The sequence below is a fragment of the Pseudomonas sp. NPDC087598 genome (assembly GCF_044743525.1).
GTDB lineage: Bacteria > Pseudomonadota > Gammaproteobacteria > Pseudomonadales > Pseudomonadaceae > Aquipseudomonas.
Genome location: NZ_JBIUWQ010000041.1, coordinates 24,181 through 48,477 on the forward strand (window position 1 = coordinate 24,181; position 24,297 = coordinate 48,477).

The window sequence follows — 24,297 nt, forward strand, 5'->3', positions numbered from 1 at the left end:
GGCTGTGCGCGATGCCTTCTCCTGCATGCTCTTCTGCGAAGATCCTTTTCGAGAAGACAATGATTCGACCTTTCAATCCCTCGGCTCCCTCCCTGTTATTCGGTTGCCTGTTCAGCCCGTTTCTGCTGGCCGACGACGCGCCGCTGGAACTCAATCAGCAAATCGTTTCCGCGCCCTCGGTGGAGTCCACCACCGTCGCCGACATGGCGCACTACGGCAGCAAAGTGGAAATCGTCAGCCGCGAGCAGATCGAGCGCGCAGGCCCCGGCGCCGATGTCAGCCGCGTCATGCAGATGTTCATTCCCGGCTTGTACGTCGCACCGAAAAACGGCCCGTTCGACTACGGCACCTACTCCTTGCTGGGCGGGCGCAACGACGACACGCTGATCCTGCTCGACGGCGTGCGACTGAATAACCGTCTCTACGGTGGCCTGTATCTGGACACCCTGCCGGCCAACGCCATCGAGCGCATCGAAGTGCTCAAGGGTGGGCAGAGTCTGTTGTTCGGCACGCAGGCAGTGTCGGGAGTGATCAACATCGTCACCCGCAGCCCGCAGAGCCGCAAAGCTTCCGGCGAAGTCAATCTGGGCCTGGACACCTTCGGCGGCACCACTGAAGACGCCCGGGTCGAGAACATCTTCAGCAATGGTTTCGGCGACCTCGGCTTGCTCGCGTATGTCAGCCACAACGTCTCCGACGGCTACCAGCCGTTTCGCAACCGCGACATGAAAAACGATACCGAGAAGAAGCGCGCCTACGAAGTCACCACGTTCGGCGGCAAGGCCATTCAGTCGTTTGGCGATGACTCGCGGCTGGAGCTGTTCTACCAATACGCCGACGCCAATCTCGACTTCGCCCGCCCGGTCAACGATCACAAGACCACCAACGACCGCGTGCAACAGATCGCCACAGCGACCTTCGAACAGAACCTCAATGAGCGCCTGAGTTACTTCGTCAAAGGTCATATCAACGACTGGGACACGCGCTACACGCGCATCAACAACGTCGACGGTGGCGGCACCAAAGTCATCAACCACAACGACTACTGGGGTTTCACCGATTGGGGTGTGCAGGCCGAGGGCAAAGCAGAATTGCCCGGTGGTCATGTGCTGATTGTCGGTACCGACAACCAATGGTTCAAGGGCCAGGACGATGTGCTGATCATCGACAATGACAAGGCCGAAGCCCACGCGATCTATACGCAACTGCGTCCGCAGATTGACGCCCTGCCCGATTGGCACCCGAGCATCGGCATTCGTCACGAAGCCATGGCCGGCGGTGATAGCGCCACTGTCGGCATGCTCACCTCGCTTTATGACCTCAACGAAAACTGGTCCCTGCGCGGCCAGTACGGCAGTGCCTACAAACTGCCGAACGCCGAGCAATTGTTCGTCAATGAACCGGGCGACGAGATCGGCAACCGCAACCTCAAACCGGAGAAAAGCCGCAACGCCGAACTGGGTCTCGATTACAAAGGCCTGCTGCTCGACCGCGAATTCAGCGCCAGCGTCACCCTGTTCAAACGCAAGATCGACGACCTGATCACCCTCGACGACATCCAGTGGGTCAACGGCGAAGGGCAGATCCGCATGCGCGGTCTCGAGGCTGACGCGAAACTCGCGCTCAACGATCAATGGAGTGTGCAGGCCGACATGACCCGCAACCTCACCGAGTCGCGCACCGGTGTGACGATCAATGACATCCCGAGCTTCTTCGCCCGCTCACGCATCGGTTTTGAGTCGGAGAATCGTTTGTGGGGTGCCGGCGGCGCGATCCGTTATATCCGCGACGTGACCAGCTCGAAACAGGTTGAATACGGGCATTACTCGGTGGTGGATGCCGACGCTTACCGCTACCTCGACAACGCCCACCAGCATCGCCTGAGCCTGCTGGTGGAAAACCTGTTCGACCGCGACTACGTCACCAGTCGCTCGAACAACGTCGACAACCTCGGACGGCCGTTCACCTCCGAAGTCCGCTACACGTACACCTTCTGATGACGAACTCCATCAGCCACGACGGCATCGACACCCATCCGGACTGGTCGCACGTCCCCGAACATGCGCGTCACGTGTTCCTCTGCACCGGCCCACGCTGCACCCAGCGCGGCGCCTTGCAGTTATGGAAAACCCTGCGCCGGCATTTGCTGGCGCATGACCGCATCGAAACCCCGGGCGGGGTGTTGCTGACGCGCACGCACTGTCAGTTCCCGTGCAATCTGGGGCCGATTCTCACGGTGTACCCGGAGACGTGCTGGTATGGCGTGCACAGCAACGAAGACGTGCAACGGCTGGTCGAAGGGCATCTGGTCGGTGGCGAGGTCGTCGTCGATTTGCTGATCAAGGCGCGCACATGAGGGCGTCGTGGCTACTGGCGAGCGCCCTGCTCTGCTCTACTGCTGCGGGTGCCGACAGCTTGCGAAATTGCAGCGAGACCTGGAACACCGCGCAATCACCGCCGTCGCGCATTGTTGCGCTCAATCAGCACGCCGCTGACCTGTTGCTCGCCCTCGATGCCGGCCCGACGCTGGTGGGCGTGGCGTATCTGGACGATACCCATGCCGGGGATGGCAACGCCGAGTATTTCGGTGTCCCGGTGATTGCGCAGCGATACCCGTCCAGCGAAGTGCTCTATGCGCAGAAGCCGGATCTGGTGGTCGGCGGGTTTGCCACGGCGTTCGGCGACGGCGTGACCTCGCGCTCGGGTCTGGCGCGCAACGGGGTCGGTTCCTACTTACTGGAAGCGGCCTGCGCGGGGCATTCGCTGGATTACTTCGAACACGTGCGCCACGACCTGCACACCCTCGGCACGCTGCTGCACAAACCGCAAAAAGCCCAACAACTCAGCGCCGCCATGGATGCCGACCTGGCCCGTGCAAGTGCCCTGATCGGCGCCGAAAAACCGTTGTCGGTGTTCTATCTCGACAGCGAGGTCAACGGCCTCGACTCGGAGGGTGGCCGCGGGTTCGTGACTACGCTGCTCGCCGCTGCCGGCGCGCGCAATCTGTTCGCCGGGATCAATCAGTATCGAGTGACCGTGAGCCGCGAAACCCTGCTGCTCGGCGAGCCCGATGTCATCCTGCTGGCCGATGCCGAATGGTCACCTGCCTGGCGCAAACGTCAGTTGCTGAAGAACGACCCGGTGTTATCGCGCCTGCGTGCCGTGCGCGAAAACCGCATGATCGACATTCCTTTCACTCATTTGCTGCCGACGCTCAACAGCGGTGCCGTCGCGCTGCATCTGGCCCGACAACTCAAGGCACTCAACGAAAATTAAATGAACCCGCCGCACCACACGCCACCTAAGAAAAACCATCAGGAGGTAGCCAATGCAAATCGAAACCGTGTGGATCGTACTGGCGGCAGTTCTTCTAGTTATCGAACTGTGGGCCATCAATCGGGTGCGTAAAAGCGAGGGGAAATCGAACAACAAAGGGGTGTGGATTGTACTGATCGTGTTTGTGCCGCTGTTCGGGCTGATCGCCTGGGCAATCGCAGGGCCGAAACACATCAGCCAGAACACGGCGTCGCATTCCGGGCGCTAACCGAACAACAGCGCGCCGGCTTCACGCATGAAAATCTCAACGGTCTTCGGGCCGATCCCGTCGAATTCCGCCAGGCGCTTTTCGAACGCCTGGCGATCGGCACTCGCGGCGACGATATTGCCGACCTTCCCTGCGTAGTCATCATTGAGCTTGTGGGCCAACGCCAGCAGGCGCTGCGCCGTGGTTTCGTCGTAGCGCACGTAATGCGCTTCGCCGAGCATCGCCACCAGTTCCCGATGGCTGCAGTTGGCCAACTTGCGCGGCGTGTCGCGCTGGCGTTTCTCGACAATCACCCGATAAGCCTGCGCAGCAATGTCGGCCTGGATGCGTTTGCCCATCAGGAAACTGGCGATCAACCATTTGAACAGCGGCGTCTCATCGCCGTGGCCAAAGTGGATATGCAGGTCCTGCGCGGTGATCGTTTTACTCATTGAGCACTCCGCAATTGTAAAAAAGAATTTCAAAGGTTTGCCGGGGTCTATGCCTTACCTTCCTCAAGAGCTCGCACACTCATGAAATTCGCGTCTTTCTGTCAGGCCCTGTCCAACTGGGCCGGCAGCTCGAAAACCTTTGTTGCCGCGATCGTCTTGATCATCATCTGGGCACTGACTGGCCCCTACTTTCACTACAACGACACCTGGCAACTGATCATCAACACGTCGACCACGATCATTACGTTTTTGATGGTGTTCCTGATCCAGAACACACAAAACCGCGACAACGACATTTTGCATCTGAAGATCGACGAACTGATCCGGGCTACCAGTGACGCGCAAAACGCCACGCTTTGCCTGGACAAAATGGGCACCCGGGAACTGCGCAAACTGCGTGCGCATTACAGTTCTCTTGGGGAAGACGATCAGGTCGATGTCGGCCCGTTCGCTGATTGAGGGCAAAGCACCTTGATTCATTAGCGATAGGCGTCGAGATAAATACAGCGCCGGCTCCTTAGTTACGAGTTGGACATCTGCGCGCCCGCGCAAATTCATCCCAAGCGGTGAACTGCAATGCCGGCTGCAGGCTGTTCATGCAGGCTGCACGAAGGCCTTTTGCCTCAATTGCGACAAAACCCGCGAGCCAGTGCAGTTGCTGGCTGTGCCGCGAGTTGGCACAGCAAATGCGACAGCTTCAGAGAATCCACAGCACCGTGGAACAACGGTCTGTGTTCAATCCGTGAAAGCAGAGGCAACCCCCATGAACGCCATCGACCTTCTCAAAGCCGACCATGAAAAAGTGAAAGGCATCTTGTCGCAACTGAGCGAATCCACCGACCGTGCGTTGAAAAAACGCACCGAGCTGTTGGCCAAGCTGGAGATGGAAATCTCGATCCACACCCGCCTCGAAGAAGAAATCCTCTATCCGGCGTTCAAGGAAGCCGGCAGCAAAGAGCAGGAGATCATGTACTTCGAAGCGAAGGAAGAACACCGCACCGTGGACTCGCTGGTCCTGCCTGATCTGAAAATGACCGACCCCGGCACGCCCGAATTCGCTGGTCGAGTGAAAGTGGTCAAGGAGCTGCTAGAGCACCACATCGAAGAAGAGGAAACGGAAATGTTTCCTCAGGCGAAAAAACTCCTGGGCAAAGCCAGGCTCGATGAACTCGGTGCCGAAATGGAAGCGATGAAAGCCAGTTACAAGAAGGACATGGCAGCCGGCAACATGGCCGCGTAAGCATCTGAGCCCACCCCGAGCCCGGCAGAAATGCCGGGCTTTTTTGTTGCATCAATCCAACCACCACCGAAGATCCCTGTGGGAGCGGGCTTGCTCACGAGCGCGGCAAGTCAGGCGCAAGCAATTCTGAATCTCAGACCACATTCGCGAGCCAGCCCGCACCGACCTGTAGTACCGTCACCCGGCCAACAACAGGGAGGTGGATATGGAACATGGAGCAGGCAAGCGCATCGTGGTCATTGGCGCCGGCATCGTCGGCGCGTCACTGGCGTATCACTTGGCGGGCAAAGGTGCCGACGTGACGGTGATCGAGGCTGAAGATATCGCGTGCGGCGCCACGGGACGCTCATTTGGCTGGATCAATGCGACTTGTGCCGGGCCCGATCCCATCGCGCAACTGCGCGGTGCGGCGATCAACGAATATCACCGACTCGAAACCGAAGTGCCCTCGCTGAAAATACGCTGGACCGGCGCGCTGTCTTACGGGGCGAGCACGGATGACCTTGCGCATGATTCTGCAACCCTGCTGTCACGTGCCGAAATTCTCACCCGAGAACCGAATCTCAAGCATCCCCCGCTGCAAGCCCATTTCGCCGCCGATGAAGGCGCGCTCGAACCGGCGCAAGCGACTCACGCGTTGATCACCGCAGCCGAATCCCTTGGTGCGCGGGTACTCACACAAACCCGGTTACTCGGTTTCACAATCAGTGACGCACAGGTAACGGGCGTTGAAACCACAACCGGCAGCATCGCCTGCGACACTGTCGTAATCGCAGCGGGCACCAGCACTCCCCTTCTGACCGCTTTGCTCAATACATCGCTGCCCATCGAGGCCGCGCCGGTCATCCTCATTCGCTACAAGACCCAGGCCAATCTTGTGCGCAGCATCATCTCCAACCCGGCAATGGAAGTGCGGCAGAGCGCGGATGGAACGTTGCTGGCGGCCGAAGACTATCTCGACGACACAGCGCAAAACTCACCGCAAGCGATCGCCCTGCGAAGCGCCAAAGCCATTCAGCAAGAACTTCACGGGGTCACCTCCATCAAGCCAGAGTCCGCCTGCATCGGTCGCAAACCCGTCACGGCCGATGGCCTGCCGATTGTTGGCTTCCTGCCCAACGTCACTGGCTCCTATGTTTGCTCGATCCATCCCGGTGTCACACTGGCGGCCATCGTCGGCCGCCTCGCCAGTGAAGAAATCATCGACGGCCAATCATCCACCGCCCTCGCCCCGTGTCGCCCTCAGCGATTCCGGTGAATTCCGGCAGTGCTTGATTTAGACTTGCCGGCATTTTTTTGCAAAGGATTTGCACATGCAGCGCATCGTTATTCTGGGCAACTCGGGCAGCGGGAAATCAACGCTGGCACGGGAGATCGGCAAACGTCTGGATCTCGCGGTGGTGCACCTCGACCCACTGTTCTGGGAGCCTGGCTGGATCGAGCCGGATAACCAGGTTTTCCGCGAACGGCTGCGACAGGCCATTGCCGGTGACGCCTGGGTCTGTGAGGGCAATTATTCGCGTCGCACCTTCGATCTGCGGCTGCCCCGTGCAGATTTGATTATCTGGATCGATACACCGCGCCTGACCTGTTTGCGCCGGGTCATTCTGCGCAGCGCGTTGAACCGGCCACGTGCGGACCTGCCGGCCGGCTGCACCGAGCGACTGGATAAAGCATTTCTGGGCTTTCTGAAATTCGTCTTGCACTTTGATCGGGTCAATCGCCCCGGCATTGAGGCCAACCGTTTGGCCATTGGCTCGCAAATACCGGTCGTTCACCTACGGGGTTCGCAGCAGATTTCGGCGTTTCTCGCCGGTCTGTCGACTCAAACGCAGACGGCTGAAGCATGAAAATCTACTGGCCGATGTTCTGGTCCCAGCATCGAGGAATCGACTACGGCGCCGCCACGCTTCGCCTCGATGATATTTTGCCAAGCGTGGGCAAAAGCACCTTCGCGTTCTTCAATATCGACGACCTTCCAGCCGACGGCGAAACAATCGACCTGGTCTGGACCCCGCCGGTTTCCGACTTGAATGGCTGGAGTGAACAGCCTTCGGAAATTGCCCAAAGCTATCTTTTGCAGGCAAAAGTGCTTGGCGCGACTCAAGCGTCAGCCCCAACTACAGAAGCCTCACGCCGCGCCCACTGTGGTAAGCGCGAATATGAGCTTGATGTTGTTTCATGCGAGCGGTTTCTGGCTGTACTGCAAGCACTCGCGCCGCACGCAAACCCGTGGCATCTACTCAACAATGCATGGGCCTGGGAACGGATCACGTGGTGCGGTAGCGCGGTTGTTGAAGGGTTGACCTATCTGACAGTGACATCGAACGAGGCCTATATGGAGTTGATCGTCGAAGAGGCTGGCGAGCAGATCATCGGGCTCTTCTCGTTGCACATGGATCCGGGTGGCGCGTGCGAGGATTTCGGTAGAAAGATACTGATGGGCGAGGAACGGCGGATGATCAGACAGGCACTCGACAGCGCGCAGGCGCTGCATGATTCACAGCCTGCTTACCTGGTGGAGACGGTGCTGATGTCAGCGGACCGCAACAATCACAGCGAGTGAGTATGGATACCCGAAAAGACGCGGTGTTTGCCTATCAGGCGGTGTACCGCTATCTGAGCGAATTGATCGAGACCGCCAATGGCCCGGGGGAACTGAAACTTCCGTCCTTGCGCCAGCTCGCCCAGCGTCTGAGCGTGTCGGTGTCGACGACCAAATACGCCTATTCGCTGCTCGAAGACGAAGGGCGAATCTACGCCAGACCCAAGCTCGGCTATTTCACCCGATCGATGCCCGCCCCTCTGCCGAATGAGCAATCGAGCAACCTGCTGGATACCGCGTTCGTCAACGCACGACAACCGGGCATGCTCGCACTGTGCAGCGACGCCCCGGCGATGCTGGCGTCGCTGCAGAACCCGTTGTTGATGATGGAACGCGAACTGACCCGGCAATATCCCGCCGTTCTGGCACCGCACTATCAACCGCTGGGCGAGCCGGAACTACGCGCCACGTTGGCCGAGCGCTATACCCGTTCCACGCAGAGCTACTGGCAGGCCGAGCACGTGTACGTCGGCGCCGATCTGCAGAGCGTGCTGGCGTTGTCGCTCCAGGCCTTGAGCCTGCAAGGCACGCTGGCACTGGTGGAATCACCGTGCTCTTGGGCGATTCTGCGCCAATTGCAGGCAGCGCAGATTCGCGTGATCGAAATGCCACTGGACGAGGACGGACGCTTTGACCTGCCAGCGCTCAACGCGCTGCTCAAGGCTGAGCCCATCCGCCTGGCGGTACTGTCGTCGACCGTGAACATCCCCCAAGGCAACCTGATGCCGGCGCAGGACAAACAGCAAATCTGTCGCTGGTTGGCGGAGCGGGATATCTGGCTGTTCGAAAACGATACCTACGGTGAACTGTGCTTCGAGCCGGAACCTGCTCGCTACCGCGACTTTGCCGACCCGGAAAAACTGCTGGTGTTGTCGACCTTCGACAAGATCATTGGCGCGGAAGCCCCTTACGGTTACGTGCTCTGTCGCCAGCATGGACGGCAATTTCAACGGCTGTTCATCGAGCGAGGGTTTCGCCTCTCGCCGACCCGACAGAAAGCAATCGCCCGACTGTTCCACTCCAGACGCATCGACCAGCACCTGCAAACGCTGCGCGCCCTGCTACAGGAGCGCATGCAGCGCATGAAGGCGTTACTGGAGGAACACGGCAACGGCCAATGGCAGGTGGTGGTCCCACAGGGCGGCGCGAGTTTCTGGCTCAAAGCCACACACCCGGTGGACATGCGCCGGGTCTTTGAGCGCATGTTGGCGCAAGGCATCGTCATCATCCCGGGGGAAGTCTTCAGTCAGCAAGGCTACTGGAAGCATCACCTGCGCCTGAGCTACACCCTCGAATGGAACAAGGACATTGCCCAGGCCTTGAAGCAACTGGCGCAGGCGATCGGCGAAGCGCGCTAACCCCGCTCAGAGCCCATAACAATGCCGCGCTTCAGGGAACTGCCCCTGACGCACCTCCTCGGCAAAACGCTCACAGGCATCGCGGATCACCGCGCCGACATCGGCGTACTGTTTGACGAAGCGTGGCACCTGCGCACCGCCCAGGCCCAACACGTCCTCGGTCACCAGCACCTGACCGTCGCAGGCCGGCGACGCGCCAATGCCGATAGTGGGCATTTTCGAATCGGCCGTGATCTGCCGAGCGACGCCTTCGGCCACACCCTCAAGCACCAGACTGAACGCACCGGCCTGAAGATTGGCCCGGGCATCCTCGGCAATCACCGCGCCGGCTTCAGCGCTCAGGCCCTGTGCCTTGAACCCGCCCATGACGTTGACGAACTGCGGCATCAGCCCGACGTGAGCCATGACCGGTATACCGCGCGCCACGAGGAATTCGACAGTAGACGCCAGCGCCTTGTTGGCCTCCAGCTTGACCGCATCACAACCGGTACGCGCCAGCACCTGAGCGCAATTGCGAAAAGCCTGTTCATGGGATTCCTGATAGCTGCCAAACGGCATATCGGCGATGACACAGGCCAGTTGCGTGCTATCGACCACCGCCCGGGTGTGGCCGATGATTTCTTCAAGCTGCATGCTCAGTGTCGAGCTACGACCATAGCCGACCATCGCCGTCGAGTCGCCGACCAGAATGAAATCGACAATCGGGTCGATCAGCCTGGCGATGGCGCTGGTGTACGCCGTCAGCGAGACGATTTTCTGTTGGCCTTTCATCGCCACCAATTGCGGAACGGTCAGTCGTTTGGTGCGGGTATGGATGCTCATTTGCTCTTCCTGAGAGGATTGCCCGTGGGTGAGAGACCTCGTCGAAGGCCCTGTCGAATGCTGCCAATGGACATTCGACTCCCAGCGGATTGAGCGCTCGATTATTGGCTGGATCGGGGAGAATTCAATGCACAGATTTGCCCTGAAAACCAACCCAGCCAATCACCGATTTGATCAATACCCTGTGGCGAGGGAGCTTGCTCCCGCTGGGGCGCGAAGCGGCCCTCGACTCACTGATTAACCAGGGGGACTGCTGCGCAGTCCAGCGGGAGCAAGCTCCCTCGCCACAAGATGCAAGCAACTATCGAGTCGAGCGCTTGGTAAAAAACAGGGGTCGGTTATCTCGACTGCGCCCTGTAATATCCCGATGCACCGTCAACACACTCAAGGAAAACACCCGTCATGGATGAAACCATCACTTACCGGCCCGCCACCGCCGAAGACGCACCGACCTTTTGCGAGTTGGGCCAGTTGCTCAACTCCGTGCACCACGCCGCCCGCCCAGACATCTACGCTGCGCCCACTGAAGACTTTTCCCGCGATCTGCCGCATTGGTCGGGAGTATTCGAAAAGCCCAATCAGGTGGCTTTCATCGCCCACGTCGGTGATCAGCCGGCGGCATTCATCACAGCCAACGTATCCGCAAGCTCAGGGCCGCTGATGCAGCCGCAGAATGTCGTGCGCATCGGCTCGGTGTGCGTGGCTGAGCGGTTTTCCGGCAAAGGCATTGGGCGGGCACTGATTCAAATGGTCAGGGATTGGGGCATCGCGCATGACGCTCAGGATTTGCGCCTGACGGTCTGGCCGTTCAATGAGCGCGCGGCGCGTATGTATGCGGAGTTCGGCTTCGAGCATCGTGCAGTCGAAATGGGTATGCGTCTGGCATGAGCAGGCAAAAACGACTGACCCTGATCGTCTTCGGTTTATTGCTGTTCTACGCCGGGCTATGGACGGCCTCAGACTGGTGGGAAACAGCGCTCGCCGAGCCGAAAGGAGCCGCGCATATCAGCCCCGACGGCTGCGTGCGTGTCCAGCAGTTCAGACCCCATTGGCTGTTGTTCGACTCCTTTCACCCTAAGTTCCACCCGGACGATCCGCAGGATCGGACGTGGTTCGTCAGTTGGGAGAGCCCGGCGTTTTTTCGTTTGTACGACAATCGCAATGGCCAGTTGCTCGGGGAGAGCGAAATCTATGATCTGGTGGCTTATGGGGGACCGATATCCTGGGGTTATGGCCCTTACCCCACCGTTTACGCCGGCATGATCCAGATCGGCACCACACCGTCCGACTGCCCGGGCGATCATCAAGGCTAGCTCTCCAATTCGACTACGCTGATCGAGCGCGTTTCCTTCCTGCGCTCGTCTGATTGGAGACACCGACATGATTCGCTCTCTGTTGACTGCCCTGACACTGCTCGCCCTGAGCCTTGCGGCCCACGCTGACATCACGCCATTTCCTGCGGCCTTCCGGGTTCAAGAGATCCCGGTCGACGGCGCGACAATGCACGTGCGCGTCGGTGGCAAAGGCCCGGCCGTGGTGCTGTTGCATGGCTTCGGCGATACCGGTGACATGTGGGCGCCGCTGGCGGCGGATCTGGCGCGTGATCATACGGTGGTGGTGCCAGATCTGCGTGGCATGGGTTTGTCGTCGATCCCACAGAGCGGCTACGACAAGAAAACCCAGGCCGGTGACATTCGCGCGGTCTTGAGCGCGCTGAAAATCGAGCACTCGGTGATCATCGGCCACGACATCGGCACCATGGTCGCCTTCGCCTATGCCGCCCGCTATCCCGAGCGTACCGAGCGTCTGGTGGTCATGGACGCGCCGGTCCCGGGGATCACGCCATGGAACGACATCGTGCGCTCACCAATGCTCTGGCACTTCGACTTCGGCGGCGCCGACATGGAGCGTCTGGTCGCCGGACGCGAGCGCATCTATCTCGACCGTTTCTGGAACGAATTCGCCGGCACTCCGGCGAAAATCGACGAAGGTACTCGGCAGCATTACGCCAGACTCTACGCCCGCCCCGGCGCCATGCACGCGGCGTTCGCGCAGTTCCGCAGCATTCGACAGGATGCGACCGACAACGAACCTGTACTACAAAAGCGCCTGAGCATGCCGGTGCTGGCCGTGGGCGGTGAGAAATCCTTCGGCAACAACGAAGCGATCGTCATGCGTAACGCTGCGGACAAAGTCACTGAAGTGGTGATTCCCGGCGCGGGACATTGGTTGATGGAGGAAGCGCCGGCGCCGACGATCAAGGCTGTTCGGGACTTTATTTCGATGTGAGGGAGTGGCGGTGTTTTTGCTGCGCATGCCAACCACGAGGAACGCCGAAACTAGTCACCGCCGCGATTCACGCTTAACATACCCGCAACTCGTATTACCGCGGCTGCTGAACCCGGTATTCACGAGGAAACAATCATGGAAAGAACCCGCGCCTGGCGACGTCAACAGGCCCGTAAATGCGGCAATGGCAAAGCGGCCGATCCGCTGAAGTTCAAGCCGCCAAAGAACTGGAAGTTGATGTACACCCGTTCTGACAAGCTGGTCAGGGCACGCCAGCTCGGCATGCCCTACCCCATCCGCACCACGCGCCAATTGTTGGATCAAGAGTGACCAATCTCCTGTTCATCTGCAGCCGCAACCAGTGGCGCAGCCCCACGGCCGAAGCCATCTGGCGCCGTCGCCCCGGCTTCGATGCCCGCTCGGCCGGCACCAGCCCCAATGCACACAAGCCTGTCGGCCCGGCGGATATCCGCTGGGCCGATGTCATCTTCGTGATGGAGCGCAAACACCTGAATCGTTTGCAGGCCGAATACGCCCGGCTGCTTGAACACAAACCGATCCACACGCTGGATATTCCGGATGACTACCGCTACATGGATCCTGAGTTGATACGCATCCTCGAAGACACCGTTCAGCCTTACCTCAACGCCTAGGCCATTGGCTTGAACCACTGCCACCGCCACTAACACATCGAGTAAAAAAACATGAATCGTCAGAAAAAACTGCAGCAGTTGTTCAAGGAAAAAGCCAAAAAGGCCAACGCGAAACTGGCCCCGAAAAAGCCTAAATACATCAGCAAGGCCGAGCGCGCGAAGCTGGAAGCCGAGGCTAGTTCGGAGTCGGTGGTTTCCTCCGAGGGCTGATTCAGGCTTCTGCCCTACAGTTCACAGGGCGCGCCGTCCTCGTCGAAGTAGTAGATGTTTTCATGCTTGTAACCCCACTGACCACCGTGCAAACGGATATGCGGTTCGAACGTGAAACAGGACACCTCACCCAGTTGCCGGTGATTACCCGATTCAATGTAGAGCCTTTGCTCCCGTCGCTCGCAGATGCTGTGACCGACGTTGCCAAGGAAGTCCAGATTCTCGAAACCGATATCGAGAACCGCCTCGTTCGCCCACTCATACAATTCGTTAAACGTGGTTTCAGGACGAACAAATTGCAGCATGTGCGCATGCAAGCGTTGTTGCACCGCGTATCCGCCAGTGAACGCCTCACCTACTGGCACCGTTCGACACACCCCATCTTCAACGTAAAACGAACGAGCGCAATCGCCCCAGATCTCGCCTGATCGCGGGCTGAGATCGACGGTTACCAGGTTATGTAAGCCGACCTTCTCTTCACTGGGCTGATAGTCGCGGCCCGACACTGAAAGCAGGCTACGCGACCCCAAAAGTACGAAGGCCGGGCAATCGTAGTACCAGGTTTGCGGGTACCCCGCGTGCGCCAGCCGGTCGGCGGCGAACTTTGCGATAGAGGCTTCCGAAGAGCCTGGGGTGATGTGATCAACGAGTTGGGCGAGAACGGATTTCGCCGCTGCCTGGACGGGTCGATTGCGTGGCGCGGGCATGAACGGAAGCTCCTTTTATGGCCGGTTCGATTAAAGCTGATTGAGTATCCGCAGTTACTTTCCTCCAGCCGTCGGCCAGCGTTTATTGGCTGACACAGCGTACTCGCTCACTCAAGCACTGCTTTCAGGCTCTGATCTCTGCCAAGTAATTTTTGAGCTTTTCGTACTCGTCAAAAGTCAGTTCATAAGTGACGAGGATTTTCTGTCCCGGCAGTGGTTTAAGCGCCAGTAGTCTGTGCAAAAACTGCCACGCCCACACTAATAAAATCAGAAACACCACGTAGACAAGAAGATAAATACTGAAGACAAATATAAGCTGCGAACCATCACTAAAATCCAAAAGCGAAGAAAGATAGATCAACGTATTGGTAGCAACTATAAACAACAGCATAAAAATCCATAACAGAAAGTTCCGCACACCGACTGACAGCTTCATACTTTTCATTTTCGGTACCTGAGTAGCTAAACGTATAAAAATTCAAAAAAAATGCTGAGCGAGCGCCTGAATCAAATGCCTGTCGTCACGTAATACCAACCCCCGCCCATCTCGGTGACGCTGGCTTTTTCTGCCGCGTCAGGCTGGTATTTGGCGAGCGGTGAATAGACATAAGATGCGTAACATAGAAAGCACGAAAGATCGATTTGTGCGAACGACACACTGCCTTGCGCGGACTGAACGCTGAGCCTTACAGGAGCAATTTTTGCCTTTTTCGCCGCCTCCCTGGCTTTTGCAAACAGCGCTGTTCCTGATCCATTAAACGGTGTTTTCTCGTCACCGACTCCACAAGTCGAGGCGGTCGAGTTGGCATACTCAGCCGACTCTACACGTACACTCTCACACCAGTCCTGGTCCTGATAATAAGAGATTCCATAGCCGTGAAACGTCGTAACCAGAGCATCTAACCGAGGCACCATTTCGGGCTTCGTTGAATCTGCCATTGCGTAGATAACCAGCACAATCAAAGCCAGTATTGCGGCGATACCCAACACTAACTTAATCAAAACCGAGGCCAGATATTGAATCGTGCAGAGTAGAACATGGGCTGTCGATTTAATGAAACGCATCATGACGATTTAAATACTCCGGCCAGCGAAAACAGCACGCAATTCGGTAGTTTCACCGGCGTGACTTCTTTCATCTCGTGGAGGTTTGGATATGGCGGGAATAAGCACACTTCCATGTTCACTCTTCAATCATCCTTGTTCATCCCGGTAAAATCCTGTCCCGGGAGTGCGGCGCAGAGGATACACCATCCGCTCAGTCATCTTTTACACGTCAGCCACGCTCCCCAAAACAGACTGCTGAAAAACCGCGTCGCCTCGCCAAACCCTGCCTCATGTAACAGCGCTTGAACCGCCGCTTCGGAATGTGGCGGATCCGCGCCTTGAAGAATCTTGCCAAGCTTGGCCCTCACCTCCTCCGCATTGGCACCCTGCTGCCGCCAGCGTTGCCCCCACGCCGCCAGCAATAGCGGCTGGCTGGCGTAAGCGTAATGGTTGCCCGCCAAAATCAACGGAGCGCCAGGTTTGAGACGAGCCTGAATGGACCGCATGATTGCCAGTTTTGGTTCGTCGCCATTCAAGTGATGCAGCACACCGATCAACGTGGCCGCATCGAACAACTGATCCGCCGGCAAATCGTCGACCAGTCCAAGATGCAACGCCGTTCTGTCCTGCAAGCCATGGGCCTGCAACTGCTGCGTCGCGGCGTCCAGCATCGGCGCGGAAGGATCCACCGCCGTGAAATGCCAGTCCGGCTCCAGCGACGCCATCGCGATGAATTCCTGCGCCGTACCACCAGCGCCGACCACCAACACGTTTGCCGAGGGCGAGTGACCGAGGCTGGCAGCCAACATGCACGCCGCCAGATCGTGGCAGGCGTCATAACCGGCCAGGGCAATGCGGCTTTGTCTGGCGTATTCATTGGCGCGGGAGGTGTCGAATTTATCGGCGGATGGGGGGGCGGATGCGTTCAATGGGCGATTCTCCTTGTCTTTGCAGCAAGGTACGCCGGGGAATCGGATAAGAAAAATGCATTGATTTTATGCGGTGCATTCCCATGAGGAATGCACAGTGCAAACACGAAACCGTCGATGCGCCTCTTTGCTGCTGAGGCTTACTCAGTTACTCGACGCTTAATGCCGCGAATGGCGTTGCGGCAATCCTCCAGCAACTCCTCCCGAAACGGTTCGATATCCTGCCACTCCATCAGTTGCTTCAACTCTTCAGCCGCGACTCTGAGCGGCTGCCATTCAGAATGCTCAAACATGAACCAGTCATCACAGTGAAAAGCCGCTTCCGTCAGACCATTACATTGCTCCCACAGACTTTGCAGCCGCGTTCTGACGTCCATCGGCAACGCGCTGGCGCAGGCTGTCAGTGTTCTTTCCAGCGGTAGCATTATCTCCGACCAGGTCTCACAGGCTGGGCAATACGGGATCGCACAGCGCTGTTGTTCCGGCGTCATGGCAAGAAAGTGAAGAGCCAGAAGCCCCTCGCACACGGCAAAGACCCGGCCGTACTCATCCTGGCCAAACCACTCCCACATCGTTGCAGAAAAACCCATCACCCGACTCCGGAAAACCGTCCACCCAATACACCGACCCTGGCGGCGAGGATGCACTTTAACAGCGTGCTTTTGGCAGTGACATGCAGTGTTTGTTTAAGGAATTTCTGGAGGCGTTTAAATGACACGCCACGTTACGCCCAGAAGGCTACAACACCTTGCGCCGTTGCCTACGACTACGCCAGAATCCGCCGGCTTGTGCGCCTGGAGGGTGAGCTCTATCGTTCATCGGTCACTGAAATAGCAGTGATCGGGTTTGGTAGCCCGTCTTCCACATGGCGTATTGCGTCACCTATCGCAGATGCTTTCTGGCATCCGCTTGATGGTGGCCATGCGCAGGGCGTCTTCGGGCGCGCCGGTTTTTTCCATGTGGGCCGGTCTACCAACCTTCGTATGGCCGCCACCCCTCGTTTGGTAGCGAGAGTGGATGGCTCCTTTGACCACATATGGAGTTTCATCTATGTTCAAACCAACGCCGAACCCACCAGAAACAGATCCAGCCTCCCCTTACGAATCCCCCGATTCCAAGAAATTCCACGACGCGGCAGAACGCGCCCTCGACCACTACCTCAAACCTGCCACGGCGATCATGGCTGCGCCGTATAAACCCAGCACGATGTTTCTGGTTGATCCGCAGGCTGATGCCGAATCGTTGCTGGCAAATGCCTGCGAATCGCTGGCCTCAGCCAGTGTCATGCTGGGTGATGTTGCCGGGCTTGTGGAGGGGTCGGTACGCAAGACTTTGCTGGGCATTGCGCAAGTGGTGATGCTTGGCGAGTTGGCAGTCAATCGAGCCTTGGACAAGATTGATGTAACCAAGTAGCCCCTCTCGTTCAGTGGCGATCAACAAGCTTTTCGCCACTGAACAGCGCCTCCGCCATCGCCCGGAAGTCGTCACCGGATGAGTGACTGCAAAACTCTATTCCGCCAACCGTAACCGCAAATGGCTTCGATGGGATAAGCCTGCCTGCAAGGCAAACGCTGCTATTACCGTAGCGGGCGCGGAAAAGCTGCTCAGGCTGCCGCCGCAAAACATCAACGCCAGCCCCAAAGCGGTGGCGCCAAACCAGGCCGTCAAGCCCACCGGGTTAAACGCGACCACCCGTTCGAGCGCTGCCACGTCACTGCGTGCGTAGAGAATGTGCGCCAGCGCCACACCCACCCAGGCCACCACGAAAATCCCCTGATAGGCCAGCGCCTTGAGGATGTAGGCAAACACGTCCGCGAGCATCAAGCCGTAGACGATCACCCCCACCGCCACTGCCCACATCAAGTACGAACCACGAAGGCCAAATCGCGCAAAGAATGCCTGCATGTTCAGGGTCGCCAAGTAATAGTTGGCTGTGTTAATCCGGGTTTGCGTGGCCCAGACAAACAGCAAGCCCCACAGGCCCATCAACTGCAAAATCGCCATCACCACCGAGACTTCGTTCAGTGCGCCTTCGTGAGGAATGCTGCTGACCAGATAAATGCCCGCCGCGCCGTTGAGCAGAAACGTCACCGCGTAGAACGGCATGCCGAAGTTCCAGCGACCGTGGTACTCGGCGTCTTCGGGTTTGCCGAAACGCGCATAGTCGAAGGTGAACAGCATCAACACCCAGACGCCCATGTAGGCGACAAAACAATCCCACCAGCCGAATGCAGCAGGCGTTGCCGGGCCGAAATCCAGCCATTGCGGCTGGTAGCCATACCGGCTGATCGATAGCCCCACTGCCACCAGCAAGCCACCGAGGTACACCGGCAGCAACACGCCGTTGAGCTTGTCCAGCCAGTGCTGCACGCTGCCCAGAATCATCGGCACGCTGTAAAGCACCACCACTAGTGCCGCTAGCGGATAGATCAGTTCCGGGTACAGGTGATTGAGCGCGACGGCGATCACCGAGCCTTCGAACACCGCGTAGTAAATCGCGGTCGAGAAGAAAATCAATGTCGCCAGACAAGCCCCGGTGCTGCCGAACAACAGCCGGGAAAACAACGCCACCGACAAACCGCTGCGAATCGCAAAGCGGCTGAGCACGCTGTTGACCAGTCCATAACTGATCACCGACAGCACCATGCCGATCAGCGCATTGCGCGCACCGAACGACAACGCCAATGAAGCACCCACCACGATGTAAAACATCGCACTGCACACCGCCCACCAGGCCATGGTCAGCGACAGTCGACCCATGCGCGCATCGGTGGGCACAGGATGATGCGCCGGGTCTTGCCCGGTTTGACTCGATTGCGATAAAGCAGCCATATGCGTGATCTCCAGAACCAGTCAAAGGTTGAAGCGCGGGCAGCCGTCACCGCACCGAAGTGCGGCGTTGGCGTACCGTTTGGCATGGCCCGCGCTAGACGGCGGGCAGAATCAGGAAGGGAACAGCTTGCTCAGGCAGCTGAGTTTTTTCTTATAGGAACGTCGCGCTTCCAGCGCCTCTTCGAGGGTTACCGCGACAAAGCGGGCCTTCTGGTTGGGTTGCATCTGGCCGATCAAATCAAGGTCGGCGCTGATCACCGTGCCAATCATCGCGTAGCCGCCACCGGACACCGCATCACGGTGCAGCACGATAGGTTCGAGCCCGGCGGGCACCTGGATCGAGCCGATCGGGTAGCAACTGTCGACGATGTTCGACGGATCGGAACCGGCGCCGAACGGCTGCTCGCGAGGCTGGAAGCTCAGCGCACTGCCGCCCTTGAAGCGATAGCCGATGCGGTCGGCTTCCGAACCGACCGTCCACGGTTCGGCGAAAAAGCTCTTCGCCGCCGACTCGCTCAAGCGGTGGTAGTACAAGCCCGGTACCACCCGCAGGGTGATTTCGCCACCCAATGATTGCCGTAACGCCATGGGCAAACTGGCCCCGGCACGGCTCTTGCCACTGGCGATGCCCACCGGCAATTGGTCGCCGGCAACCAGACGTCGCCCTTGAAAACCGCCGAGCGCGCCCAGCGCATAAGTGGCGCGACTGCCGAGCACCAACGGCACATCAATGCCGCCGGCAACCGCCACATAAGCGCGGGCACCCGCCTTGGGAAAGTCAAAGCGCAGCACTTGCCCGGCCTTCACGCTGAACGCGGTGTCATGGTGCATTTCCACGCCATCGACCCGAGGCGTCATGTGCGCGCCGCTGACCGCCACCAATGCATCCTGTTGAAACTCCAGCTCCGGCCCGAGCAGCGTGCATTCCAGCGCCGCCGCGCCGGCCGGGTTGCCGACCAATTGATTGGCCGCGCTCAAGGCGTACTGATCAAGCGCGCCGGACGGCGGAATGCCCAAGTGGTAATACCCTTCGCGACCCAGGTCTTGTACCGAAGTGGCGAGGCCGGGTTTGAGGACCTTGATCATGCCAACACCTCCTGCAACAACTTGGGATAGCCAGCGGGATCGGCGAGGAACGCGTCCAGCGAAAACTCCACCGGCCGAATCCGCAGATCAAAGCTACCGGCATCCACTTCAGCGACCGCACGGTCGTAGGCTTCACGGTCCATCGGTTTGAACTGCACGATGTCGCCGGGACGGAAAAACACCATGTGTTCTTTCAGGTACGCGAGTTGCTGTTGCGGGTCGTAGATCGGCGCGGGCGTGACACCAAACATCTGATAACCGCCGGCGCCGCGCACGGAGTAAATGCAGCCAAAGCAACCGCCGTGACCAAGGGTCAATTTCGGTGTGTCGGTGCGCGGACGCAGGTACTTGGGCACCTGCAACTGACGCTCGCGCTCGACCATCTGGAACATGAATGGCAACCCGGCAACGAAGCCGACCATCGAGACAAACCACGGCGCGCCACTGTGGGCCGCGATGAATGCATCGACGTCGGCCAGACCGTTGATTCGGGCGGCGTATTCCAGATCGGTGGCGCTCGGGTCTTGATGGCGGTCGCGAAAACGCATCAGGGTTTCGTGGGTCCAGGGGTCGTTGTAGAGCACCGGGATCTCGATGATCCGCGTCTGCAACGTGCGCTCGGCGACGGCCCCGGCCTCGGCGATCTTCACCGCTTCGAGCAAGGTGTGAGGGGCAATGCGGTCCGGATCAAAACGAATCTGAAACGACGCGTTGGCGAGGCAAATATCGAGCACACCATCCAGCGCCAGGCGTTCTACGGCTCGGGTTACCGCCAGACCTTTGAAGAACGCGTCCAGCGACATGCTGTCGCTGACTTCGGCAAACAAATGCTCGTCGGCGCCAAAACTGTAGCGGATAGGAGTGCTCATGCGTCACCTCCGCTGCGGCGCTCGGCCAGCCAGTTTTCCAGGGTGCCGGTATGGAAATCGGCGCTGTGCAGCCACGGCTGTTCAAGCAATTCACCGTGTAAGGCCAAGGTATTGGCCATGCCGGTGAGTGTAGTTTGCGCCACAGCCATTCGTGCCCGGGCCAGGGCTTCGGCGCGATCCGCACCGTGGACAATCAGTTTGGCCAGCAGCGAGTCATAGTACGGCGGCACGCGGTAGCCCGGATACAGATGAGTATCGACGCGGATGCCCTCACCCTGCGGCCAGATCAGTGCCTCGACCAGCCCCGGGCTCGGAAAGAAATCCCGCGCCGGGTCTTCGGCATTCAGGCGCATTTGCAGGGCCGCGCCGTGTAGCCTGATATCGCTTTGCTTGAAGCCCAGCGGTTCCCCGCCAGCGATGCGCAACATGGCCTGAACCAGATCGATGCCGGTGATCAGCTCGCTGACCGGGTGTTCCACCTGAATCCGCGTGTTCATCTCGATAAAGAAGAACTCGCCAGTCGCATCGTCATACAGGTATTCAAGGGTGCCGGCGCCCTTGTAGCCCAAGGATTCGGTCAGGCGCACAGCACTTTCGCAGAGGGTTTGCCGTTGCTGTTGGCTGAGGACTGGCGACGGCGCTTCTTCGAAGATTTTCTGCCGGCGCCGTTGCAGCGAACACTCGCGCTCGAACAAATGCACGGCATGCTGACCGTCGCCCAACACCTGCACTTCAATATGCCGGGCCCGGCCGATAAAGCGCTCCAGATACACCGCGCCATTGCCGAACGCCGCTTGGGCTTCGCGCTGGGAACGGGGGAATTCTTCGCGCAATTGCTCGGCGTTTTCCGCCAGCCGAATACCGCGCCCGCCGCCACCGGCCGAAGCTTTGATCAACAGCGGAAAGCCAACGGATTCGGCTGCCTTGAGCGCCGCTTCAACGTCGAACAACTCACCCGGCGAACCCGGCACCACCGGCACCCCAGCGGCTTGCGCCGTGCGTCGTGCCTCGGCTTTATCGCCCATGCGCCGGATCGTCTCCGCGCTCGGGCCGACGAAAATGGCACCGGCAGCCACCACCGCTTCGGCGAAATCGGCGTTCTCCGACAGAAAGCCGTAACCGGGATGCACTGCGTTGGCCCCCGTGGCTTTCAAGGCGCCGAGCAAGGCTTCGACATTCAGGTAACTTTTGTCAGCACGGGCCGGGCCGAGAATGTGCACCTCATCGGCCATGCGCGCAGCCTGAGAATCGACGTCCACCTCGCTGCACGCAGCAACGGTGGGAATGCCCAGTTCTTTGGCGGCGCGGATAATCCGCACGGCGATCTCGCCACGGTTGGCGATCAGCAATTTTTCAATGGCGTTGGTCATGATCGCGCCCTTACTCGTCGTCGAGTGTTGCGACGACTTGACCCGGCTCCACCGGATCACCGTCTTCTACCAAAAAGGCACTGAGGCGACCGGCCGTCCCGGCGGTCAGTTCGGAGAACTGCTTCATGACCTCGATCAGGCCAATCACCGTGTCGGCGCTGACCTGCGCACCGACCTCGACGAAGTTCGCCGATTCCGGAGTGGCTTTACGGTAGAAGGTCCCCGGTAACGGGGTCATTACACTGTGTTCGGCCATGTCTGTTCCTCTTGGAATAGTTGTAGAAAGGCAGGCAAAAATGAATCCGTAGGCGAACCCCGGCGTCTGTGTGCCGGGTGTTCTCGTTGGGTCTCAGCGGGGGGCGCGCACCTCGATCCCGGCGCTGTCGAGCGCCCGGCGTGTGGCTTCGACCAACGCCAGGGCGCCCGGCGTGTCGCTGTGCAAACAGATGGAATCGAATTCAATCGCGAGGTCTTCGCCCTCGACGGTGCGCACCACGCCTTGCTGGCAAGCACGCAACACTCGCTCGGCGACGTGGGTTGGGTCGTAAGCCCGCACGTTGCGGGTGAAGACGATGGAGCCGCTGAGATCGTATTCGCGGTCGGCGTAGAACTCGCGGATTACCGGTTGACCGAGTTCCTTGGCAACCCGCCAGATCACCGAACCGGGCATGCAATACAACAACAACTCTGGTTCGAGACGCTGCAGGTTCTCCACCAGCAAACGGGCGGCCTCTTCGTCTCGGGCCAGGTGCATGTAGAGCGCGCCGTGGGGTTTGATGTGTTGTAGCGCCACGCCTTGAACCCGGGCGAGTTCACGCAAGGCGCCCAACTGATAAAGCATGTCGTCGACCAGTTCCTGGGCCGGCGCATTGATGTGCCGGCGACCAAAACCGACCAGGTCGCGAAAACCCGGATGCGCGCCGGTGGCCACGCCCAGGCGCTTGGCCTGTTCAACCGTGCGACGCATGGTGCTCGGGTCGCCAGCATGAAAACCAGTGGCGATGTTGGCCGAACTGATAAAGCCCATCAGCTCATCGTCGACACCATCGCCGATGGTCCAGGGGCCAAAACCTTCGCCCATGTCCGAGTTGAAATCTACTGCCTGCATGACGCTTGCTCCCGACGCTTGTGACTTCATGCAAGCAAAGTTAGATTTCTGTTTACCCCTTGGGAAGATCTATTATCAGATAGGCTTTCTTCTGAAAAACAGATAACCCTCAAAAACCCAAACCTCGTCATCCGGAGTGTTCATGTCGCTGACCTTGCGCCAAGTCCGTTATTTCGTCGCCACTGCCGAGATCGGGCAAATCTCTCAAGCCGCGATTCATTTGAATATTTCCCAGTCGGCGGTGACCACGGCGATCAAGGAACTGGAAGGCATCCTCGGCACGCTATTGTTCCAGCGCTCGGCCCAAGGCATGAGCCTCACCGACGCCGGGCGACACTTTTTGAATCGGGCCTATGTGATTTTGCGCAGCGTCGACGACGCGTTGAACAGCCCGTTGCCGGACATCCGCGCCAGCGGTGTCTTGCGTCTGGCGGCGAGCTATACGGTGATCGGTTACTTCCTGCCGCACCACTTGCAACGGCTCGAACACTGGCATCCCGACGTGACCATCGAAGTCCACGAACAAGAACGTGCAGCTATCGAGCAAGGGCTGCTGGAAGGTCGATTCGACATGGCCGTGGTGCTCACCGCGAACCTCACCCACCCGGACATCGTCTCGGAAATCCTCTTCAACTCCGAGCGCCGGTTATGGCTGCCCAGCCGCCATCCCCTGTGCGAGCGCTCGGCAGTCAGCCTCGCCGACGTGGCCAACGAACCCTACATTCTGCTGACCGTGGACGAAGCCGAACAAAGTGCGATGCGCTACTGGGAACATGCGCGACAACAGCCAAACGTGCGGGTGCGCACCAGCTCAGTCGAAGCGGTGCGCAGCATGGTCGCCAACGGCAGCGGCGTGGCAATCCTCTCGGATCTGGTGCACCGCCCCTGGTCACTGGAAGGCAAACGCATCGAAACCCTGACAGTCACCGACAAAGTGACGCCGATGAGCGTCGGACTGGCATGGCATCGCGAGCGCGAATTCAGCCCTGCAATGCAGGCGTTTCGTAACTATTTCCACGATGCTTTTTTAGCGCCGCAGCAGCTGTCTGCGCGACGCTGAAAAGCCTCATACCCGCGCTGGTTTGAAATTTGGGTTTGTCAGAGTGAGCGTTGAGCGTCTGGATGGGCTTTGTTCGGCCAGAAGCAGACGTCGCATCGGCCTGGCTTCTTCTTCAATCGACAAGACTTGTGAACTTT

The 24,297-nt window shown here is 59.0% G+C and carries 31 protein-coding genes; 18 read left to right on the forward strand and 13 right to left on the reverse strand.

Annotated features, from left to right (window positions below):
* The first annotated feature begins 59 nt into the window (after positions 1-59).
* From ACIOWE_RS20650 to ACIOWE_RS20665, 4 genes are read left to right on the forward strand one after another with little or no spacing between them, the layout of a single operon-like run.
* Positions 60-1,997, forward strand: coding sequence for a TonB-dependent receptor plug domain-containing protein (locus ACIOWE_RS20650; RefSeq protein ID WP_401395180.1), 1,938 nt, complete (start codon positions 60-62; stop codon positions 1,995-1,997).
* Positions 1,997-2,356, forward strand: a complete 360-nt coding sequence (locus ACIOWE_RS20655; RefSeq protein WP_401395183.1) for a (2Fe-2S) ferredoxin domain-containing protein — start codon at positions 1,997-1,999, stop codon at positions 2,354-2,356. Before ACIOWE_RS20650 ends, ACIOWE_RS20655 begins: the two co-directional genes overlap by 1 nt.
* Entirely contained in the window at positions 2,353-3,276 is a 924-nt protein-coding gene (locus ACIOWE_RS20660; protein WP_401395186.1) for an ABC transporter substrate-binding protein, read from the forward strand. The genes ACIOWE_RS20655 and ACIOWE_RS20660 overlap by 4 nt, the downstream gene beginning before the upstream one ends.
* 52 nt (positions 3,277-3,328) lie before the next feature.
* Positions 3,329-3,544 (forward strand): PLD nuclease N-terminal domain-containing protein, encoded by a 216-nt coding sequence (locus tag ACIOWE_RS20665; protein ID WP_201232673.1) that lies wholly within the window; start codon positions 3,329-3,331, stop codon positions 3,542-3,544.
* On the opposite strand, the gene ACIOWE_RS20670 is transcribed toward ACIOWE_RS20665, so the two are convergent.
* Positions 3,541-3,975: a DNA methylase gene (locus ACIOWE_RS20670; protein WP_401395189.1), complete on the reverse strand. Its 435-nt coding sequence runs from the start codon at positions 3,973-3,975 to the stop codon at positions 3,541-3,543. The two genes, ACIOWE_RS20665 and ACIOWE_RS20670, sit on opposite strands and share 4 nt — an antisense overlap.
* 81 nt (positions 3,976-4,056) lie before the next feature.
* Between ACIOWE_RS20670 and ACIOWE_RS20675 the strand changes: the two genes are divergently transcribed.
* The 6 genes from ACIOWE_RS20675 to ACIOWE_RS20700 all read left to right on the forward strand — a co-directional run bounded on the left by ACIOWE_RS20675 (position 4,057) and on the right by ACIOWE_RS20700 (position 9,178).
* Entirely contained in the window at positions 4,057-4,434 is a 378-nt protein-coding gene (locus ACIOWE_RS20675; protein WP_401395192.1) for a low affinity iron permease family protein, read from the forward strand.
* 304 nt (positions 4,435-4,738) lie between these two features.
* Positions 4,739-5,215 (forward strand): hemerythrin domain-containing protein, encoded by a 477-nt coding sequence (locus ACIOWE_RS20680; protein ID WP_401395195.1) that lies wholly within the window; start codon positions 4,739-4,741, stop codon positions 5,213-5,215.
* 205 nt (positions 5,216-5,420) lie between these two features.
* The gene (locus tag ACIOWE_RS20685; protein WP_401395198.1) at positions 5,421-6,473 is read left to right on the forward strand and encodes an NAD(P)/FAD-dependent oxidoreductase; all 1,053 of its coding nucleotides are present in this window, start codon (positions 5,421-5,423) and stop codon (positions 6,471-6,473) included.
* Between the two features lie 55 nt (positions 6,474-6,528).
* Positions 6,529-7,065 carry an AAA family ATPase gene (locus tag ACIOWE_RS20690; protein WP_401395201.1) on the forward strand — a complete coding sequence of 179 codons (537 nt, stop codon included), beginning with the start codon at positions 6,529-6,531 and terminating at the stop codon, positions 7,063-7,065.
* On the forward strand, positions 7,062-7,781 hold the full coding sequence (locus tag ACIOWE_RS20695; protein WP_401395204.1) for a hypothetical protein: 720 nt from the start codon (positions 7,062-7,064) through the stop codon (positions 7,779-7,781). The genes ACIOWE_RS20690 and ACIOWE_RS20695 overlap by 4 nt, the downstream gene beginning before the upstream one ends.
* A 2-nt stretch (positions 7,782-7,783) precedes the next feature.
* Positions 7,784-9,178 carry a PLP-dependent aminotransferase family protein gene (locus ACIOWE_RS20700; RefSeq protein WP_401395207.1) on the forward strand — a complete coding sequence of 465 codons (1,395 nt, stop codon included), beginning with the start codon at positions 7,784-7,786 and terminating at the stop codon, positions 9,176-9,178.
* 6 nt (positions 9,179-9,184) lie between these two features.
* On the opposite strand, the gene panB is transcribed toward ACIOWE_RS20700, so the two are convergent.
* Positions 9,185-10,000, reverse strand: a complete 816-nt coding sequence (gene panB / locus ACIOWE_RS20705) for a 3-methyl-2-oxobutanoate hydroxymethyltransferase (RefSeq protein WP_401395210.1) — start codon at positions 9,998-10,000, stop codon at positions 9,185-9,187.
* 402 nt (positions 10,001-10,402) lie between these two features.
* Here panB and ACIOWE_RS20710 point away from each other — a divergent pair, with 402 nt between their 5' ends.
* The 6 genes from ACIOWE_RS20710 to ACIOWE_RS20735 all read left to right on the forward strand — a co-directional run bounded on the left by ACIOWE_RS20710 (position 10,403) and on the right by ACIOWE_RS20735 (position 13,152).
* Positions 10,403-10,888 (forward strand): GNAT family N-acetyltransferase, encoded by a 486-nt coding sequence (locus tag ACIOWE_RS20710; protein WP_401395213.1) that lies wholly within the window; start codon positions 10,403-10,405, stop codon positions 10,886-10,888.
* Positions 10,885-11,313: a hypothetical protein gene (locus ACIOWE_RS20715; RefSeq protein ID WP_401395217.1), complete on the forward strand. Its 429-nt coding sequence runs from the start codon at positions 10,885-10,887 to the stop codon at positions 11,311-11,313. Before ACIOWE_RS20710 ends, ACIOWE_RS20715 begins: the two co-directional genes overlap by 4 nt.
* Positions 11,314-11,380: 67 nt before the next feature.
* The gene (locus ACIOWE_RS20720) at positions 11,381-12,289 is read left to right on the forward strand and encodes an alpha/beta fold hydrolase (protein WP_401395219.1); all 909 of its coding nucleotides are present in this window, start codon (positions 11,381-11,383) and stop codon (positions 12,287-12,289) included.
* Between the two features lie 135 nt (positions 12,290-12,424).
* The gene (locus ACIOWE_RS20725) at positions 12,425-12,619 is read left to right on the forward strand and encodes a hypothetical protein (protein ID WP_201238003.1); all 195 of its coding nucleotides are present in this window, start codon (positions 12,425-12,427) and stop codon (positions 12,617-12,619) included.
* Entirely contained in the window at positions 12,616-12,942 is a 327-nt protein-coding gene (locus ACIOWE_RS20730; protein ID WP_401395221.1) for a low molecular weight protein tyrosine phosphatase family protein, read from the forward strand. The genes ACIOWE_RS20725 and ACIOWE_RS20730 overlap by 4 nt, the downstream gene beginning before the upstream one ends.
* A gap of 51 nt (positions 12,943-12,993) precedes the next feature.
* Positions 12,994-13,152, forward strand: a complete 159-nt coding sequence (locus tag ACIOWE_RS20735) for a DUF2986 domain-containing protein (RefSeq protein ID WP_201238001.1) — start codon at positions 12,994-12,996, stop codon at positions 13,150-13,152.
* Between the two features lie 14 nt (positions 13,153-13,166).
* Here ACIOWE_RS20735 and ACIOWE_RS20740 read toward each other — a convergent pair whose 3' ends face one another.
* From ACIOWE_RS20740 to ACIOWE_RS20760, 5 genes are all read right to left on the reverse strand, one after another.
* A complete protein-coding gene (locus ACIOWE_RS20740) occupies positions 13,167-13,859 on the reverse strand; it encodes a M24 family metallopeptidase (protein ID WP_401395225.1) in 693 nt (230 codons plus the stop codon).
* 124 nt (positions 13,860-13,983) lie between these two features.
* Entirely contained in the window at positions 13,984-14,304 is a 321-nt protein-coding gene (locus ACIOWE_RS20745) for a hypothetical protein (RefSeq protein WP_401395228.1), read from the reverse strand.
* 62 nt (positions 14,305-14,366) lie between these two features.
* Complete coding sequence (locus tag ACIOWE_RS20750; protein ID WP_401395231.1) at positions 14,367-14,927, reverse strand: hypothetical protein; 561 nt, start codon at positions 14,925-14,927, stop codon at positions 14,367-14,369.
* A gap of 194 nt (positions 14,928-15,121) precedes the next feature.
* Positions 15,122-15,835 (reverse strand): SAM-dependent methyltransferase, encoded by a 714-nt coding sequence (locus ACIOWE_RS20755; protein WP_401395234.1) that lies wholly within the window; start codon positions 15,833-15,835, stop codon positions 15,122-15,124.
* Between the two features lie 140 nt (positions 15,836-15,975).
* Positions 15,976-16,425, reverse strand: a complete 450-nt coding sequence (locus tag ACIOWE_RS20760) for a hypothetical protein (RefSeq protein ID WP_401395237.1) — start codon at positions 16,423-16,425, stop codon at positions 15,976-15,978.
* Positions 16,426-16,885: 460 nt separating this feature from the next.
* Between ACIOWE_RS20760 and ACIOWE_RS20765 the strand changes: the two genes are divergently transcribed.
* Complete coding sequence (locus ACIOWE_RS20765) at positions 16,886-17,248, forward strand: DUF6124 family protein (protein WP_401395240.1); 363 nt, start codon at positions 16,886-16,888, stop codon at positions 17,246-17,248.
* A gap of 96 nt (positions 17,249-17,344) precedes the next feature.
* Here the strand turns inward: ACIOWE_RS20765 and ACIOWE_RS20770 are convergent, their stop codons facing one another.
* The 6 genes from ACIOWE_RS20770 to ACIOWE_RS20795 form a co-directional block, all read right to left on the reverse strand.
* Positions 17,345-18,667 carry a purine-cytosine permease family protein gene (locus tag ACIOWE_RS20770; RefSeq protein WP_401395243.1) on the reverse strand — a complete coding sequence of 441 codons (1,323 nt, stop codon included), beginning with the start codon at positions 18,665-18,667 and terminating at the stop codon, positions 17,345-17,347.
* 111 nt (positions 18,668-18,778) lie between these two features.
* Positions 18,779-19,753, reverse strand: a complete 975-nt coding sequence (locus ACIOWE_RS20775; RefSeq protein WP_401395245.1) for a biotin-dependent carboxyltransferase family protein — start codon at positions 19,751-19,753, stop codon at positions 18,779-18,781.
* Positions 19,750-20,622: an allophanate hydrolase subunit 1 gene (locus ACIOWE_RS20780; protein ID WP_401395248.1), complete on the reverse strand. Its 873-nt coding sequence runs from the start codon at positions 20,620-20,622 to the stop codon at positions 19,750-19,752. Before ACIOWE_RS20780 ends, ACIOWE_RS20775 begins: the two co-directional genes overlap by 4 nt.
* Entirely contained in the window at positions 20,619-21,992 is a 1,374-nt protein-coding gene (locus ACIOWE_RS20785) for an acetyl-CoA carboxylase biotin carboxylase subunit (RefSeq protein WP_401395251.1), read from the reverse strand. Before ACIOWE_RS20785 ends, ACIOWE_RS20780 begins: the two co-directional genes overlap by 4 nt.
* A gap of 10 nt (positions 21,993-22,002) precedes the next feature.
* Positions 22,003-22,248 carry an acetyl-CoA carboxylase gene (locus tag ACIOWE_RS20790; RefSeq protein ID WP_401395254.1) on the reverse strand — a complete coding sequence of 82 codons (246 nt, stop codon included), beginning with the start codon at positions 22,246-22,248 and terminating at the stop codon, positions 22,003-22,005.
* Between the two features lie 93 nt (positions 22,249-22,341).
* Positions 22,342-23,100 carry a 5-oxoprolinase subunit PxpA gene (locus ACIOWE_RS20795; RefSeq protein WP_401395257.1) on the reverse strand — a complete coding sequence of 253 codons (759 nt, stop codon included), beginning with the start codon at positions 23,098-23,100 and terminating at the stop codon, positions 22,342-22,344.
* Positions 23,101-23,242: 142 nt separating this feature from the next.
* Between ACIOWE_RS20795 and ACIOWE_RS20800 the strand changes: the two genes are divergently transcribed.
* A complete protein-coding gene (locus ACIOWE_RS20800; protein ID WP_201232696.1) occupies positions 23,243-24,160 on the forward strand; it encodes a LysR family transcriptional regulator in 918 nt (305 codons plus the stop codon).
* Positions 24,161-24,297: the final 137 nt, after the last annotated feature.

Coding starts and splice junctions, on each gene's coding strand:
- ACIOWE_RS20650 (WP_401395180.1), top strand. CDS start 60: ATGATTCGACCTTTCAATCCCTCGGCTCCCTCCCTGTTATTCGGTTGC.
- ACIOWE_RS20655 (WP_401395183.1), top strand. CDS start 1,997: ATGACGAACTCCATCAGCCACGACGGCATCGACACCCATCCGGACTGG.
- ACIOWE_RS20660 (WP_401395186.1), top strand. CDS start 2,353: ATGAGGGCGTCGTGGCTACTGGCGAGCGCCCTGCTCTGCTCTACTGCT.
- ACIOWE_RS20665 (WP_201232673.1), top strand. CDS start 3,329: ATGCAAATCGAAACCGTGTGGATCGTACTGGCGGCAGTTCTTCTAGTT.
- ACIOWE_RS20670 (WP_401395189.1), bottom strand. CDS start 3,975: ATGAGTAAAACGATCACCGCGCAGGACCTGCATATCCACTTTGGCCAC.
- ACIOWE_RS20675 (WP_401395192.1), top strand. CDS start 4,057: ATGAAATTCGCGTCTTTCTGTCAGGCCCTGTCCAACTGGGCCGGCAGC.
- ACIOWE_RS20680 (WP_401395195.1), top strand. CDS start 4,739: ATGAACGCCATCGACCTTCTCAAAGCCGACCATGAAAAAGTGAAAGGC.
- ACIOWE_RS20685 (WP_401395198.1), top strand. CDS start 5,421: ATGGAACATGGAGCAGGCAAGCGCATCGTGGTCATTGGCGCCGGCATC.
- ACIOWE_RS20690 (WP_401395201.1), top strand. CDS start 6,529: ATGCAGCGCATCGTTATTCTGGGCAACTCGGGCAGCGGGAAATCAACG.
- ACIOWE_RS20695 (WP_401395204.1), top strand. CDS start 7,062: ATGAAAATCTACTGGCCGATGTTCTGGTCCCAGCATCGAGGAATCGAC.
- ACIOWE_RS20700 (WP_401395207.1), top strand. CDS start 7,784: ATGGATACCCGAAAAGACGCGGTGTTTGCCTATCAGGCGGTGTACCGC.
- panB (WP_401395210.1), bottom strand. CDS start 10,000: ATGAGCATCCATACCCGCACCAAACGACTGACCGTTCCGCAATTGGTG.
- ACIOWE_RS20710 (WP_401395213.1), top strand. CDS start 10,403: ATGGATGAAACCATCACTTACCGGCCCGCCACCGCCGAAGACGCACCG.
- ACIOWE_RS20715 (WP_401395217.1), top strand. CDS start 10,885: ATGAGCAGGCAAAAACGACTGACCCTGATCGTCTTCGGTTTATTGCTG.
- ACIOWE_RS20720 (WP_401395219.1), top strand. CDS start 11,381: ATGATTCGCTCTCTGTTGACTGCCCTGACACTGCTCGCCCTGAGCCTT.
- ACIOWE_RS20725 (WP_201238003.1), top strand. CDS start 12,425: ATGGAAAGAACCCGCGCCTGGCGACGTCAACAGGCCCGTAAATGCGGC.
- ACIOWE_RS20735 (WP_201238001.1), top strand. CDS start 12,994: ATGAATCGTCAGAAAAAACTGCAGCAGTTGTTCAAGGAAAAAGCCAAA.
- ACIOWE_RS20740 (WP_401395225.1), bottom strand. CDS start 13,859: ATGCCCGCGCCACGCAATCGACCCGTCCAGGCAGCGGCGAAATCCGTT.
- ACIOWE_RS20745 (WP_401395228.1), bottom strand. CDS start 14,304: ATGAAAAGTATGAAGCTGTCAGTCGGTGTGCGGAACTTTCTGTTATGG.
- ACIOWE_RS20750 (WP_401395231.1), bottom strand. CDS start 14,927: ATGATGCGTTTCATTAAATCGACAGCCCATGTTCTACTCTGCACGATT.
- ACIOWE_RS20760 (WP_401395237.1), bottom strand. CDS start 16,425: ATGGGTTTTTCTGCAACGATGTGGGAGTGGTTTGGCCAGGATGAGTAC.
- ACIOWE_RS20765 (WP_401395240.1), top strand. CDS start 16,886: ATGTTCAAACCAACGCCGAACCCACCAGAAACAGATCCAGCCTCCCCT.
- ACIOWE_RS20770 (WP_401395243.1), bottom strand. CDS start 18,667: ATGGCTGCTTTATCGCAATCGAGTCAAACCGGGCAAGACCCGGCGCAT.
- ACIOWE_RS20775 (WP_401395245.1), bottom strand. CDS start 19,753: ATGATCAAGGTCCTCAAACCCGGCCTCGCCACTTCGGTACAAGACCTG.
- ACIOWE_RS20780 (WP_401395248.1), bottom strand. CDS start 20,622: ATGAGCACTCCTATCCGCTACAGTTTTGGCGCCGACGAGCATTTGTTT.
- ACIOWE_RS20785 (WP_401395251.1), bottom strand. CDS start 21,992: ATGACCAACGCCATTGAAAAATTGCTGATCGCCAACCGTGGCGAGATC.
- ACIOWE_RS20790 (WP_401395254.1), bottom strand. CDS start 22,248: ATGGCCGAACACAGTGTAATGACCCCGTTACCGGGGACCTTCTACCGT.
- ACIOWE_RS20795 (WP_401395257.1), bottom strand. CDS start 23,100: ATGCAGGCAGTAGATTTCAACTCGGACATGGGCGAAGGTTTTGGCCCC.
- ACIOWE_RS20800 (WP_201232696.1), top strand. CDS start 23,243: ATGTCGCTGACCTTGCGCCAAGTCCGTTATTTCGTCGCCACTGCCGAG.